Origin of the sequence: Parvibaculum indicum (assembly GCF_011762095.1) — a bacterium.
GTDB classification, from domain to species: domain Bacteria; phylum Pseudomonadota; class Alphaproteobacteria; order Parvibaculales; family Parvibaculaceae; genus Parvibaculum; species Parvibaculum indicum.
Genome location: NZ_JAASQO010000001.1, coordinates 449,965 through 464,511, shown reverse-complemented (window position 1 = coordinate 464,511; position 14,547 = coordinate 449,965). Strand labels below are relative to the sequence as shown.

Here is a 14,547-nt window from a genome sequence, read left to right as displayed (position 1 = left end):
AAGGCCCTAAATCCATATTTCGTTAGGAAATGCCGCCGCCAAAAAAATTCGCGGGTCTTTGAATTTTTTGGCGGGGTGCCTCTCGCGGGCCGGTGGGCCGTCGTCCGGGCAGGGATAAACGAAAGCCCCGCCTTGGGGGGCGGGGCTTCAACGTCGTTCCGGAATATGGCGGCGGACCGCTGCTCAGCCGAACGGCCTCGACAGCGCCGAGGCGTGTTCCGGCACGTCGATAAACTGGATGCCGATGCCCTCATCGGTATGACGGACGACGCGGCCTTTCATCCGGCCGAGCATGACCGGCGTGCCGATGGGCGGACGGTTCTGGATTTCGACCTGGGCGCCGCCCAGGGACATGTCGATGATGCGGCATTCGATGGGCTCCGCGCCGTCGATCTGAAGCATCGACCTTGTGTCCACACCGGCTTCGCCGGCGGCGTAGCGCTGGGATGTCCGGCGGCTGGTCGCGGCGTCGGTATCGCCGCGCGCATAGGAGGCGAGGCGTTCCTGAATGCGTTCGCGCCGCGGGCCGTTGATGACGGTTTCGATGGCGAACCCGCCCTCGAATGTCCGCACGATATTGCCCTCGAAGCGGCCGAAATTATCGAGATAGATGATGATCCGGTCTCCCGGATGCGCGTCATAGTCGGACGAGATGCCAAGGCCGCCCAGCGACATGTCGCGCAGCGTACATTGGTGCTCGGTTCCGTCCGGCGCAAGAAAACGGCCGTTCGCCTTGATGGCGACACGCTCATAGCGGCGGCGTTCTTCGTGTGCTTCAGTGGCCATGTCCAAACCGAATGGGTGAGCTTGGACCCGATAATAGGGGAGACAGCGTTAACAAAGCACTACATGCGGGGTGTTCAAAACTGGTATTTCATCCGGAGCGGAGGCACAGTTTGCACAGTCGAAAGACGCAGGGGCCTTCGGCAAACCGCCCTTGTGAAGCAGGAATTTCAAAATTGACGCTTGCGTCAGCTTGGGCGATTCCGGAATATCGGGCCCAGTTCGGCTCCGGACCGGCCGATAGCGGCCGTCAGGGACGGGGTCTTCAATACGCGAATGCCGCGGACACCGGATAACCGGGCCTGCCTGGCGGATGGCAGGTATCTACGAAGGGCCCTCGATGGCCTCCCCCCGGCGACAACAGGGACAGGAAACGATGAGTAAGTACGATTACATCATTATCGGCGCCGGCAGCGCGGGCTGCGTACTGGCTGCGAGGCTGACCGAAAATCCGAACAACAAGGTTCTGCTGCTGGAGGCGGGCGGCAAGGACAAGAACATGATGATCCACATGCCCGCCGGCGTGGGGTCGCTGATCGGCGGCGAAAAGGAAAACTGGTACTACTATACCGAAGAGCAGAAGCATCTGAACAACCGCAAGCTGTTCTGGCCGCGCGGCAAGGTGCTGGGCGGATCGTCCTCCATCAACGGCATGATCTATATTCGCGGCCATGGGCGCGATTACGATATGTGGCGCCAGATGGGGCTCGAAGGCTGGGGCTTTGCCGATGTGCTTCCCTATTTCCGCCGCTCCGAAGGCAATGAGAACGGCAATAGCGCCTTCCATGGCGGCGAGGGGCCGCTCGGCGTTTCCAATTCCGGCAAGACAAATGTCCTGTTCGATGCGTTCGTGGAAGCGGGCAAGCAGGCCGGTTATCCCTATACGGACGACTTCAACGGTCCGCAGCAGGAAGGCGTGGGGCCGTATCAGCACACCATCAAGAACGGCCAGCGCTGCAGTGCCGCCAAGGGCTATCTCGTGCCCGCGCTCGACCGGCCCAATCTGACGGTGGAAACGGAAGCGCTGACCAACCGCATCCTGTTCGAGGGCAAGCGCGCCATCGGCGTCGAATACACGCAGAAGGGCCAGGTGAAGACCGCGCATGCCGAGGCGGAAGTGCTGCTTTCGGGCGGTGCCGTCAATTCGCCCCAGGTGCTGATGCTGTCGGGCGTGGGCAAGAGCGACTATCTCTCGCAGTTCGGCATCGAGACGGTCGCCGACCTGCCGGGCGTCGGGCAGAACATGCAGGACCATCTGGACTGCACGGTCATTTACGAATGCTCGCAGCCCATCACGCTGCACTCCATGTCGAACCCGCTGCGCATGCTGATGGCGGGGATGCAGTACACCTTCTTCAAGTCGGGCGTCGCGACGTCGAACGGGCTTGAATCCGGGGCCTTCCTGAAGACGCGCCCGGAACTGGAAATCCCCGACGTGCAGATCCATTTCGTGGCGGCCATGATGCGCGACCATGCGCGTCAGAAGTCCGACCGGCACGGTTTCACCGTCCATGTCTGCCAGCTTCGTCCGGAGAGCCGGGGCTATGTCGGCCTGAAATCGGCCGATCCGGCCGATCATGCGCTGATCCAGCCGAACTATCTGGAATCGGAGAACGATCTGCGCGTGATGCGGGACGGGACGCGCATGGTGCGCAACATCATCGAACAACGCGCGATGGACGCCTATCGCGGGCCGGAATTCTGGCCGGGCGCCGACAAGCAGTCCGACGCCGAAATCGACGGCTGGATCCGCGACACGGCGGAGACGATCTACCACCCGGTCGGCACGGCCAAGATGGGCCATGACGAGATGGCTGTGGTGGACGAGCGCTGCCGCGTGCACGGGCTGGAAGGCCTGCGCGTGATCGATGCTTCCGTGATGCCGACCCTGGTGGGCGGCAACACCAATGCGCCGACCATCATGATCGCAGAGAAGATTTCCGACGATATTCTCGGCAAGAAGCCGCTGCCGCCGGAGAATGTCACGATCGCGGAAGACCGCGTGGGGTCGGCGGCCTGAGCGGGCCGGCACTGCCGATATAACGAAGGGCCGGTGCGATGCACCGGCCCTTTTTCGTTGTTTCGTCCCGACTTGGGGACGGGAACGACTTGCCTTATGCGCTTTCCTGGTCGCCGGCGGACGATTTCACCAGACGAAGATAGCTGCGTTCGCCGCGAAGGGGCGGGCGCTGGGCCAACTGGTTGCCGAAGGGCACGGTGCGGACCGGCGGGCGCTGGCGGAGAATGCGCCGCGCGGCCGTTTGGGCCGGGCGTTCGCTCTTCGGCATCAGTTCAGGGTCCTTGAGCTGGACGCGGTCGATCCACTGGCGCGAGAGCAGCCGGTCGCCGATCCAGGACACGTCTTCCAGCGGCACGATCGCGCCGAGTACGCGGGTGATGGCGCCGTTTTCATGGGCGAGCGGCATCAGGATCATTTCGAAGGTGACTTCGGACCCTTCGGCGGTGGTCGCCGTATATTCGACCATGGCGATGCCCGCATTGCGGATCACCTCGTCCAGCGTGTTGCGCATCGTCTCCGCGCAATCGTCGGCCCAGGTGGCGAGCATGTCGTGGCCGCGGAATTCCATGCCGTAGATGTTGCAGAGCCCCGTGCCTGCGAGGCGGAAGGGATAGCTGTCTTCCGCGCGGCGCTCGAGGATGAACACATAGGGAAGAAGGCGGCGGATGTCGCCCGGATCGATCTCGCTGCGTCGCGGAGCCGGACGGCCGGCGCGGATCGCGTTCCAGTAATCGAACAGCGTTTGCGTGATCTTGTGTTTCATTCTCGTGCCCCCGGCGATCCGATTGCCTGATTTCGAATGCCGCCCGTGCCGTTTCTGAACGGGACCGGCGCATTCGCATGCCTTGCCCCGTTAAGAGCAGAAAGCGTGCCAGACATTAATGGCGTCCCGGCGACGGCCGGTGCGTTTTTGAGGGATTCCGATATTTTTATATAAAAATCAGATAGTTAGTCGAATTTGGCGGATCGGCAGGCCGAAACCGAATTCTTAACGGCGCCGCGCGGCGGAGATGGCCGGGCGGAGAAAGGTTAATGTTTTCAGTGGGGCTGCGCATTTTGACGGCGGCGGGACCGGTTTCCGGCATGGAACCGCCGGCGCGGCACGGCATCTGCATTCAGGTAGGCACGGTGTCCCGAAGGGGCCCCAAGCGACCCGAAACGGGTCGGCTCAAGGTGCAGGAGTAGCGATATGAAACAGACCACGAAGTATCTCTCGGCAAGCGCGATCGTGCTGGCTGCCGGTACGTTTTTCTATGCGATGGGCGGTGCGACGAGCGCCAATGCCTGCGGCGGCGGTTGCGAGCCGCCGCCTCCGCCTCCGGTGGACGATTGCGGCTGCGACGATGGCGGCGGCGGTGGTCACGGCCATGGCGGCGGTGGCGGCTATAACAAGAACTACAACAAGAACTACAACAAGAACTATAACAAGAATTACAACAAGAACGTCAATTACAACAAAAACACGAATAACAACACCAACAATAATACGAACAACAACTACAACGAGAACAATATTAACAACGAGAACAACATCAACAACAACGTCGAGGTGAATGTGGACCTGTCGAACGAGTTTTCAGGCTCGGCGACGGCATCGGCCAGCGCATCCTCGGCGGCGGAAACCTTTGCCAGCGCGCAGGCGGCCTCCAAGGCCACGTCGGCGGGCATTCGGTCGGCCGTGTTCGGCGACGAAAAGCGCGGCGCGGGCGGCACGGTCATCCATGCGCCCAAGCCGATCACGACGATGGGTCCGATCCCAGTCTTTGTGGCGCAGAAATTCACGCGCAAGCCCGTGCGGGGCATCTGCACCGACGCCAAGGGCATGGAAGAAGCGGCGAAGCTTCTCGTGCCGGGGCCGGATGTGGATGTGACGAAGGGCCGTGGCGAGTTGATGTCCTGCCTTTCCGGCGAGACGCTGGTCGTGACCATTGGGTCGCTGGTGGAAGGCGAGGGGCATGATGCCGCCGACTATACGGGCGGCTATGTCATCACCTGCGGCGAAGGCGAGACGCTTCACTATGGCAATGGCGGAAGGCTGGCCTGCGGCGCGTCGACCGGCCATCTCGCGGGCGGCAAATACGCTACGGCGTTCCGCGGCAAGGCGCATTTCGCCCAGCTCTGGCTGACCCGCGGCGGGCATGGCCGCTATGAGGCCATGGAAACGACCTATGCCGGTCCGATGAGCTATTCCGGCGGCGTCGGCTACTAGGCTAAAACGCGCGACTGCACCTCGTGCGTGGGGAGAGCTTCGGCTCTCCCCTTTTTTGTGTCTAAAGTGGGGTCGCTATTCGAGGAGGGAGGAGGCCGCGCCCCATGAAGGTCAAACGTATCGTCGCCAATATCGCAGCGGAGGATGTCGCCGCCGCGCAACGCTTCTATGGCGAGGCGCTGGGGCTCGACACGCTGATGGATATGGGCTGGATCGCGACCTATGGCTCGGGCGAAAGCATGAGCGTGCAGCTCTCCGTCATGTCGGAGGGCGGGTCGGGCACTGCGGTGCCGGATATTTCCATCGAGGTGGACGACCTCGAGGAAGCGCAGGCGCGGCTTTCACGGGCGGGCTTCGAGCCCGAATACGGGCCGGTGGACGAGCCCTGGGGCGTCAGGCGTTTCTACGTCCGCGATCCGTTCGGCCGGCTCGTCAATGTGCTGGTGCATTTGTCCAGTTAGGGGCGTCATTCCGGGCTTGCCCCGGAATCCATTCGGCTTATCGGTCTTCGCAGTCGCTCCATGGACCCCGGATCAAGTCCGGGGTGACGAGGGGGGCTGGTGGAAGCTGTGGTCCGGGCCCGGCCCTTGTGTGCCGGGCCGAGAGGGCCAATGGGTCCCGGCTTTCGTCGGGATGACACCTTCAATTGATGACACCTTTAACTAAAAGCATCGGCCATGCTTCATAGGGATGGCCGGGCAGGGGGCAGGTCGCCAGACAAAAAAGAAGGGGGACCGAAGTCCCCCTTAAGTCGCTCTCAACGAACTCAGTTGAAGCCACCTTCGCCATCCGGTGTTCTCGCATCGGAGGCGAAGGATCTCGGGTTACGGGATCAGTTGTAGGTCCCGCGCAGCGCGCCGGTGTAAACGGGTTCGCTGTAATAGGTGTAGGGATCTTCCGGCTCCGGCGCCTTCATGGGCTGGGGCGCGGGCTTGGCCGGGGTATCGGCCTGGGCGACGCGGCGGCCGTCCTTCGCATGGCGGGGATGCGGTTCGTTGTAGTGGATCTCGCCGAGCGGATCGCCATTCTTGCCGAATTTGGCGCAGGTTTCCGGATTGACGCGATAAAGCGGCACGACCATCGACAGCACGGCGCGTTCGATCACCGAGCGCACGGCGAGCTGGATCGGCTCTTCCGCCTTGTCGCCCACGCCGATGTCGATCGTGTTGATGCCGAAGAAGGAGAAGACGCCCGCCGTGATTTCGCGGCCGATGATCTGCTTCTGGTAGGACACGACGTCGACGACTTCCAGCGTGCGGCTGTCCACGAGGCGCAGGTCCAGGCCGACATTCAGCACATACTGGCGCGCGGTGAGCGAGCCGGCGACGCCTTCCGGGTTGAGGTTGGAATAGCCGCCGTCGATGCCGCCTTCGCGGATATCGGCGTTGAGTTCCGTGATGCCGCCGACGATGTAATAGTCGCTGCCCGCGATGGAGCCGGCCATGATGCGGCGGTAACCGCCGTCATCGGCATCGTTGCCCCGGTCGCCGATCAGCTTGCTGCTGGCATATTTCAGCTCAAGCTCGGTGACGGAGGTGTCGTAGCGCTCCACCTGGCGGACACCGGCCTTGGCCAGCGCCGAGATCGCCATGAGGGAGCCGCCCTGGGTGAGCTTGGCGCCGCCATCCTTGTCGATCTTGCCGGTGTAGTCGCGGATATTGCCGACCGCGATGCGCGGGGCGGCGTGTTCGCGGCGGACAATGCCGCCCACGCAGCGCAGCGCGTTGGAATAAGGGGTTTCGTTGTTGATTACCGGGGCGGTGCCGATGGGGTCTGCATAGCGGCCATCGCTGCCCGCCTGCGGGCTGATGCAACCGGCGAGCGACATGGTGAGGCCGACAAGCGCGACAACGCGCTTCGGGCCTTTCGCCGCTTCCAGAATGGTTGTTACCGTCGAGAACACTTTTTCTACTCCTGAGTTCAGAGTCATGAACGGCGGCCGATTATTTGGTGCCTTTTTGGCCCGGTTCCGCCTCCATGCCATCGGGGTAGCAACCGCTATGCCATGGGTAAGGGGTCGTTAACTTTTGGCGCCTGAAAGCCGGAAAGTGGCAGAAAACCAAGACTTTCCGTGTTAGGACTTTGAAAGGGATCGGGGGAGGTCCGGGCGAGTCCCGGAGTGGTGCGGCGCCCTGGCCGCGCGGATTGTCCCGCTTGGGGACACCCGTGCCGGACCAGAAGGGCGCGAAACGAGAAAGCCCCGAAGGGGCGGAGGGAGAGGCGAGATGAGCCGTCTGGAATTCTTTTTCGATTGTTCGAGCCCCTGGACCTATCTGGCCTTCAGCCGGATCGAAGAGGTGGCCGAGTGCGCGGGCGCGGAGATCGAATGGCGGCCCATCCTGGTCGGGGGCGTCTTCAATAAGGTCAATCAGGACGTCTACGATGCGCGCGCCAATCCGCATCCCGTGAAAGGGCGCTATTACGCCAAGGATCTGCAGGACTGGGCGCGGTATTGCGGGATCGAGATCGGGAAGCCGCCGGTCTTTCCGGTGCGCGCGGTCGATGCCATGCGCGGGGCCATCGTCGCGCAGGATGAGGGCAAGCTCGTTTCCTATGCCCGGGGCGTCTTCAAGGCCTACTGGGGCGACCTCAAGGACATCAGCCAGCCCAATGTGCTGCGCGACATCTGCCAGAGTGTCGGCCTGGCGCCGGACGTGGTAAGCCGTCGGATCAAGGAAGACGATGTGAAGAACCGGCTCAGGGACAATACCGAGGAACTGATCCGGCGCGGCGGGTTCGGCTCGCCCACCATGTTCGTGAACGGAGACGATATGTATTTCGGCAATGACCGGCTGCCGCTGGTGGAAGCGGCACTGAAGGCGGATGCGAATGGCTAATCCGCTCCCCCGGGACGAGGACGACTACAGGGAACCGCCCGCCTTCAACGTGCCGTCGCCGGTGCTCTGGCTCATCATCGCCATGACCGCGGCCTTTGCCGTCTTCGCCTATGCGCTGGTTCCGGATATGCAGGACCAGGCGATTATCGCCTTCGCGCTCTTCCCGGTGCGTTATTTCGGGCCGGAAGGCGGGGGCGATTTCTTCATCTTTCCCGGCGGCGCGGCGGGCGCGGTCTGGACGCTCCTTACCTATACCTTCCTGCATGGCAGCTGGATCCATCTCGGCGCCAATGCGGTGTGGCTGCTGGCTTTCGGTTCGCCCGTTGCAAGGCGGCTGGGAACGACGCGCTTTCTGGTTTTCTATTTCGTCTGCGGCATTTTCGGCGCGCTGACGCATATCCTCCTCTATCCGCACTCTCTCGTGCCGGTGGTCGGCGCGTCGGCGGCGATTTCCGGGATCATGGGCGGCGCGGCGCGTTTTGTGTTTCTCGCAGGCGGGCCGCTTGGCGCGCTGGGCGGCGGGGCGCAGGTGCCCAGCGGCAAGGCGAGCATCGGCGCGGCGCTGACCAACAAGAACACGCTCATTTTCGTGGGTGCCTGGATCGGCATCAATCTGCTGTTCGGTCCGACCGGCTTTACCTCCGGGCTCGGCACCTCCGCGCCGGTGGCATGGGAAGCGCATATCGGCGGGTTTCTCGCCGGGCTCCTGCTTTTCGGCTTTTTCGATCCTGTGCCCATGTCGCCGTCGGGCGGGCCGGGCAATGTGGGGTACGGGCAGTGGTTAGATGGCGGGCGATGACCGGCGCCAATGCCGCTGCCCGCGCCGGTCGGGCGAATAGTTGCCAGACCGATTATTGAAACCCCGGCCGATCTCCCCACATCAGGAAGGCATATTCGTTCCCCGATCCCGCGATTTTCGGGGACCCATGCCTTTCAGGAGGAGATAAGCGATGAGCGACCCTTCCGCTTCGACGACCGGCAGCAGCGACGGGACAGGTTCCGGCAGCGCGAGCGAAACGAAAGCCGACCGCTCGGAACTCTTTGCGCGGCTGCTCTGGATGATTGCTTTCGGTTTTCTCGGCTATGTGGCCTTCTGGGCGTCGATCTTTCTCGGCCTCGTGCAGCTGATCGTGGTCGCCGTGACCGGCGCGAAGAATGAGGAGCTGCGCGGCTTTACCCGCAACCTTGCCCAGTATGTGTGGGAATGCGTCGCCTTCTTTGTCTTTGCGCGCGACGACAAGCCGTTTCCCATCGGGCGTTTTCCCAATGTGAACCCGGGCGTCGACGACGCCTGACGCGCCGACCTTCCGGCACGACGACGGAGGGGGCTAGCGCGCCTCGAGGCGCAGGCGGCCCTTCTCGGAGACGAGGCCGCGCATGATCGTTTCCGACGACAGGTCGAAACGGGCTTGCGCGGCCTTTTCATTGGCGTAGTAGCCGGCAAGCTCCAGGCTGCAAAGCCCGTGTACGTGCGCCCAGAGCATATCCGCCACGTCGCCCGCGGCGAGCCCTTCGCGGAAGAGACCGGCCTCGATGCAGGCTTCCACGGCATGGTGGAGATAGCTGTAGGCGGGGTGGTGGGAGATGCTGCGCGCGGGCGGGGCGTCCTCACCCTCCGTGACATGCTCGGTCAGCGGCATGGTGACGGAGATCATCAGCGCATAATAGGCGGGGTTCGCCAGCGCAAAGGCGCGGTAGGCCGCGCCCAGATCGGCAAGCCATATCATCGGGTCCGGGGCGTGCGGCACGGACGCCTGCATCTGTGCCAGACGGTCGAAGGCCTCCTCGAACAGCGCTTCCATCAGCCCGTCCTTGCCGCCGAATGCGGTGTAGACCGCCATGGTGGAGGCGCCGGCCTTTTTGGCGAGCTTGCGCAAGGACAGGGCGCCCGGGCCTTCATGCACGAGCATTTCGCTGGCCGCATCCAGCAGTGCCTGGCGCTGGGCGTCCTTCTTCACTTCCATGCGTGAGCGGTTGTCCGCCCGATCGTCGTCGATAGCCATGCTTTCGTATCTGGCAGAGATGCCGGTGTTTGTCATCCATTGACGTGGCTTGCCGGTATGAATATAACACTGTTATAAGTTTGCAGGCGACTGTGTTTTATCCCGGCCAGCGGAGGAGCAAGGCCCATGTCGAAACCATTCCCGAAGACGACCTATCTCCAGCACAATTACGCGCCCGTGATGGCGGAATGCGATGCGCCGGACCTTGTGGTGGCGGAGGGCGAGCTGCCGGCGGCGCTGCACGGTACGCTCTACCGCAACGGGCCGAACCCGATGTTTCCGCCGTTGGGGAACAAGCATCACTGGTTTCTGGGCGAGGGGATGATCCATGCTATCCATGTGGAGGGAGGCAAGGCGAGCTATCGCAATCGCTGGGTCAGAACCGAGCAATACAACCGCCAGCGCGAAGAGGGACGCAGGCTCGTGGGGCTCGCTTTCGGGGAGCCGCCGGCCGAGGGCGGAGAGGAGCTTTCCCACAACGTCGCCAATACCAATATCGTCCATCACGCCGGGCGCCTGCTGGCGCTCGATGAGGGCAGCCTGCCGGTTTCCATGGATGCCGGCACTCTGTCCACGGACGGGTCGTGGGATTTCGCGGGCGCCTATCAGGGGCCGATGACGGCGCATCCGAAATTCGACCCTGAAACGGGCGAGATGCTGTTCTTCGGCTATATGGCAGCGGGACCGGGCTCGAAGGAAATGTCCTATGTGGTGGTGAACCGCGAGGGGCAGGTGACGCGCAGCGACATCTTCACCGCGCCTTATGCGGCGATGGTGCATGACTTCATCACCACGGACGAGCATGTCATCTTCCCGATCTTTCCGGCGACCATCGATGTGGACCGCATCATGAATGGCGGGCCCGTGATCGCCTGGGATCCGGATGCGGGCAGCCATATCGGCATCATGGCGCGCAATGCGGGCGTCGAGACCATTCGCTGGTTCACGGGCGATCCCTGCTATGTCTATCACCCGATGAACGCCTTCACCTTGCATGAGGGCGGGCGCACACGGGTCGTCGCCGACATGATGAAATATTCCCGCGTGCCGCTCTTTCCCGACGCGAACGGGCAGCGTCCGCCCGCCGATCTTGGCGACGAGCAGGGCCAGCTCGTGCGCTGGACCTTCGATCTCGACAGCAATTCGGACAGCTACACGGAAGAGGCGCTGACCGATCTCGGCGGCGAGTTTCCGCGTCTCGACGAACGCTTTGCGGGGCTCGGCTACAGGCATGGCTATTATGCGTCGCAGAAGCGGGGAACCGAGCCGGGGGCGTCGTTCGACACGCTGGTGCATATCGATCTCGAAACCGGCAAACGGCAGGAATGGGAACCGGGCGCGGGTAAATTCGTGCATGAACCCGTCTTCGTGCCGCGCGCGGCGGATGCGCCGGAAGGCGAGGGGTTCATCACCTCGCTCGTCTATGACGGGGAGCGCAATCTCAGCGATTTCGTGGTGCTGGACGCGGAGAACATGTCTTCCGGTCCGCTCGCGCGCGTGGAACTGCCGACGCGCGTGCCCTTCGGTTTCCACGGGAACTGGCTGGAGGGGTGACGCCTTCGTCGTTTCTCGATCGTCATGCCCATCGCGCCGAAAGCGTGCAATCCTGAGGGCCTCGTCCATTCGTCAAAAGCACTCTTTATTTCCGGCAAGGCGGCATATCTCCGTCATAAGGTCTTTATATTGCGTGGCCATGCGCATGGCGTTCGGGGAGAAAGAAAGTGACACAGGTTCTCGTTCTCGGAGCGACGGGTTTCATCGGTTCCGCTGTCGCCCGGGAGCTGACGGCGCATGGTCATCATGTGACGGCGCTCAGCCGTTCCGTCATGTCGGATGAAAAGCTGGAACCTCTCGGCGTCGAGCCTATTCGAGGCGATCTGCGCAATCACGAGAACTGGTGCGCCGCCGTGCGCGGATGCGACGCCATCGTGCAAGCCGCAGCAACATTTTCCGATGACATGGGAGACGTCGACGCGGGGGTGTTGTCGGCAATCGAAGGCGTACTGGGCGACCGAAGTGAGCGGCTCAGGATGGTCTATACCGGCGGCTGCTGGCTCTATGGTGCGACCGGCGACGACATTGCGGATGAAAGCAGTCCCTTCAATCCCATCCCATCTTTTGCCTGGATGGTGAGGAACGCTCGTATGCTTCTGGAGAGCGAGCGCTTCTCGACCGCAGTCATACATCCGGCAATGGTCTACGACCGAGATGGCGGGGTGTTCGAAGACTATCTTGAAGCCGCCAAAACGGGCCGTCCGGTCGAGATCTGGGGGACTCCCGACACAAGATGGCCGCTCGTCCATAGAGACGATCTGGCTTGTGCCTACAGACTTCTCGTCGAAACGCCCGAGGCGGTCGGGCATTTCAATGCTTCGGCGGAAACCGGCGTCAGGACCGGCGAGATCGCGAGCGGGATAGCCCGCCACTTCGGTCATGAATGCGAGTTCGAGATACTTTCCGTCGAGGAGGTCGTCGACAAATATGGCGATTGGGGGGAGGGACCGACTCTGGATCAGCAGATGTCTTCAAACAGGCTGCCGGGCGAGCTGAATTGGCGTCCCAAATATGAAAGCTACAAAGAGTCGGATATTTTCCAGTAAGGCTGCCCTTGCTGCCAATGCCCGTTTGGAGGGCGTTATGGCAGGAGGCGTCGCACCGGATCAGAACAACGGCTCGTTGTAGATCGTCTTGCCATCCATGCCGAGGGATTTGATGGCGGCTTCGCCGTCGTCGGCGAGCGCGACGTCGACGGTCAATTCCGCCCGATTGCGAGCGGTTTCGATGTCGCGTCCTTCGCCTTCGGGCACGAAATAGCTTTCGATGCCATAGGCGATATGCGCTGTGCCGCAAAACGGGCAGGGCACTTCGCGCGGTTCTTTCCGCTCCGCCGTCGGCCCTGGATTGCGCCTGTCGATATGAGTGATCCGTCCACGTATGATGTGGTTTCCCTCCGCCGGCTCCATCATCCTGGTGTCGAGACCGACGGGTCTCCATTCGCCGGACTTGTCCTTGCCCAGTTCCACATAGACGGTGTCGCCCTCGGCAAGGTCGGTCGTGCCCTTGTAGGCGGTGAGCGCGATATCGGAGATGTCGTAGCGCAGCACGACATAGTCGCCGCGAAAGATGTCGCGCGGGTCTATCGGCATGGTGCGCAGCGTCACGACCTTGTCCGAGCCGAGCAGGCTGACGCGGTCGGCGATCATCCAGCCCAGAAAGGCGATCTGGCCTGCGAGCAGCACACCGAGCCCGATGGCGAAACGTCTGCTGCCGGTCATGACGCGGCTCCTTCTTCTTCGCTTGCCGCTTTCACCATGCGGCGGCGCAGCCTTTCGAAGAAGAGGCTGCCCGCGATCAGCAGCAGGCCGCCGATCAGGAAGAAGGCCGCGGTGTCGAGCATGGTGCCCAAGGTTGCGAAGTAGAGATAGAGCACTTCGGCAGCGAAGGCCGCGAAAGCGCCATTGACGAGGAAGCGGCTGTGCCGCGACGTGCCGTAGGAAACGAGCCAGACGGAAAGGGCCAGGAACGCCGCCGAATAGATCCATTCGATGGCGGGGCCCATCACATGCATCAGCGGCGGATAGGCGAGCGCAGCGAGCGACATGCCGCCGATCGCGACGGCGTGCCGGGCTTCCAGCCGGTGCCGAGCCAGCGCAGCGGCGCCGATGGCCAGAACGGTAAGCGCCATGGCAAGGGCGACACCGATCCAGAGCCCGTTTACCGTTCCTGCTTCATTGGCAGGGATGACATGCAGGATCCAGAAAACGGCGAAGGCGACGACGATGCCGTAATCCTCGGCCACGTCGGCAAAGCGGGGCAGGCGGCTCCGGAGCGCGAGCGCGGCGAGCCAGAGCCCGATGGCATCGAGCACGACAAGCGCGGCAATGGCCGCCGGGCCGACGCCCATCCAGTCGCCGATGGGACCGGCATTGAGGGCGAGCCATGCATAGCCCGTGACGATCCAGAGGTGGAAGCCGGCGACCCAGGAAAAGCGAAGGGTCAGCGCCAGCGCAAAAAGCCAGGGCAGGAAGAAGCCGAGATGAGGGATCTGCGGATAGAGCGAATGGGCAAAGCCCGACCAGACGGCGGCGAGCAGCATGCCCAGTGCCAGCGCGGGGCGCGAGGGCAGGATGGCCGCGGCGGCGAGCGCGGCGATGCACCAGGCCAGGACGCCGCCGGGATCGTCCGTCTGGATATGGTAGATCTGGGCGATCAGCATGATGGCCGCGCCGAAGAGGCACAGGCCCGTCAGAAGCGCGGCCTGCGCGAAGGCGGGATGCCCGCGCCGGTCCGTTTGCCAGGCGACGCCATAGGCGGCCACGAGGCCCGTTCCGATCAGGGCGAGCTTGGTCAGCTTGGACAGCTCCGCCCAGTTCGCGGCCACGAAGCTCATGGCGGCGAAGCCGATCAGCACCGCTCCGAGGATGGCAAGGATGGCGGGCGTGCGCCGCGTGTCCGGCGTTCGGGAGGCTTCCTCAAGTATCGCTTCGGCGTTGGCGGGCGTCACCCATCCGCGTTCGATCCAGAGGTCGATGTCGCGTTTGAGCCTTTGCAGGTAAGAGCGCTGCCACATATGGAATTGGGCCTCTGGGGTTGCCCGAACTGACGGGGGTGATTTTGAGCGGATTATCCGGGCCGCGCACCGCCAGTGTCAAAACAACCTTTGGAAAGGTCGGGTACAACGGCAATCTTACCATT

At 63.0% G+C, this 14,547-nt stretch carries 14 protein-coding genes; 8 read left to right on the top strand and 6 right to left on the bottom strand.

Features of this window, described 5'->3' with window-relative positions; all coding sequences use genetic code 11:
* Positions 1-183: 183 nt before the first annotated feature.
* Entirely contained in the window at positions 184-786 is a 603-nt protein-coding gene (locus tag FHS78_RS02370) for a PilZ domain-containing protein (protein ID WP_167089871.1), read from the bottom strand.
* 373 nt (positions 787-1,159) lie between these two features.
* On the opposite strand from FHS78_RS02370, the gene FHS78_RS02365 reads away from it, so the two are divergent.
* Entirely contained in the window at positions 1,160-2,803 is a 1,644-nt protein-coding gene (locus tag FHS78_RS02365; RefSeq protein ID WP_167089869.1) for a choline dehydrogenase, read from the top strand.
* Positions 2,804-2,897: 94 nt separating this feature from the next.
* On the opposite strand, the gene FHS78_RS02360 is transcribed toward FHS78_RS02365, so the two are convergent.
* Entirely contained in the window at positions 2,898-3,566 is a 669-nt protein-coding gene (locus FHS78_RS02360; protein WP_167089867.1) for a PAS domain-containing protein, read from the bottom strand.
* A gap of 426 nt (positions 3,567-3,992) precedes the next feature.
* Here FHS78_RS02360 and FHS78_RS02355 point away from each other — a divergent pair, with 426 nt between their 5' ends.
* Complete coding sequence (locus FHS78_RS02355; RefSeq protein WP_167089865.1) at positions 3,993-5,012, top strand: hypothetical protein; 1,020 nt, start codon at positions 3,993-3,995, stop codon at positions 5,010-5,012.
* 104 nt (positions 5,013-5,116) lie between these two features.
* Entirely contained in the window at positions 5,117-5,473 is a 357-nt protein-coding gene (locus FHS78_RS02350) for a VOC family protein (RefSeq protein ID WP_167089863.1), read from the top strand.
* A 371-nt stretch (positions 5,474-5,844) separates the two neighbouring features.
* Here FHS78_RS02350 and hfaB read toward each other — a convergent pair whose 3' ends face one another.
* Entirely contained in the window at positions 5,845-6,915 is a 1,071-nt protein-coding gene (gene hfaB / locus FHS78_RS02345) for a holdfast anchoring protein HfaB (RefSeq protein ID WP_343041916.1), read from the bottom strand.
* A gap of 322 nt (positions 6,916-7,237) precedes the next feature.
* Here hfaB and FHS78_RS02340 point away from each other — a divergent pair, with 322 nt between their 5' ends.
* From FHS78_RS02340 to FHS78_RS02330, 3 genes are all read left to right on the top strand, one after another.
* A complete protein-coding gene (locus FHS78_RS02340) occupies positions 7,238-7,849 on the top strand; it encodes a 2-hydroxychromene-2-carboxylate isomerase (RefSeq protein WP_167089861.1) in 612 nt (203 codons plus the stop codon).
* The gene (locus tag FHS78_RS02335) at positions 7,842-8,648 is read left to right on the top strand and encodes a rhomboid family intramembrane serine protease (RefSeq protein ID WP_167089859.1); all 807 of its coding nucleotides are present in this window, start codon (positions 7,842-7,844) and stop codon (positions 8,646-8,648) included. Before FHS78_RS02340 ends, FHS78_RS02335 begins: the two co-directional genes overlap by 8 nt.
* Before the next feature lie 151 nt (positions 8,649-8,799).
* Positions 8,800-9,144, top strand: coding sequence for a DUF4389 domain-containing protein (locus FHS78_RS02330; RefSeq protein ID WP_167089857.1), 345 nt, complete (start codon positions 8,800-8,802; stop codon positions 9,142-9,144).
* A 33-nt stretch (positions 9,145-9,177) separates the two neighbouring features.
* Here FHS78_RS02330 and FHS78_RS02325 read toward each other — a convergent pair whose 3' ends face one another.
* Entirely contained in the window at positions 9,178-9,852 is a 675-nt protein-coding gene (locus tag FHS78_RS02325; RefSeq protein ID WP_167089855.1) for a TetR/AcrR family transcriptional regulator, read from the bottom strand.
* 126 nt (positions 9,853-9,978) lie between these two features.
* Here FHS78_RS02325 and FHS78_RS02320 point away from each other — a divergent pair, with 126 nt between their 5' ends.
* Entirely contained in the window at positions 9,979-11,406 is a 1,428-nt protein-coding gene (locus tag FHS78_RS02320; protein ID WP_167089853.1) for a carotenoid oxygenase family protein, read from the top strand.
* Positions 11,407-11,573: 167 nt separating this feature from the next.
* A complete protein-coding gene (locus FHS78_RS02315; protein ID WP_167089851.1) occupies positions 11,574-12,452 on the top strand; it encodes an NAD-dependent epimerase/dehydratase family protein in 879 nt (292 codons plus the stop codon).
* A gap of 60 nt (positions 12,453-12,512) precedes the next feature.
* On the opposite strand, the gene FHS78_RS02310 is transcribed toward FHS78_RS02315, so the two are convergent.
* Both FHS78_RS02310 and FHS78_RS02305 read right to left on the bottom strand, forming a co-directional pair.
* A complete protein-coding gene (locus FHS78_RS02310; RefSeq protein WP_167089849.1) occupies positions 12,513-13,127 on the bottom strand; it encodes a GDYXXLXY domain-containing protein in 615 nt (204 codons plus the stop codon).
* Positions 13,124-14,422 (bottom strand): DUF2157 domain-containing protein, encoded by a 1,299-nt coding sequence (locus tag FHS78_RS02305; protein WP_167089847.1) that lies wholly within the window; start codon positions 14,420-14,422, stop codon positions 13,124-13,126. The genes FHS78_RS02310 and FHS78_RS02305 overlap by 4 nt, the downstream gene beginning before the upstream one ends.
* Positions 14,423-14,547: the final 125 nt, after the last annotated feature.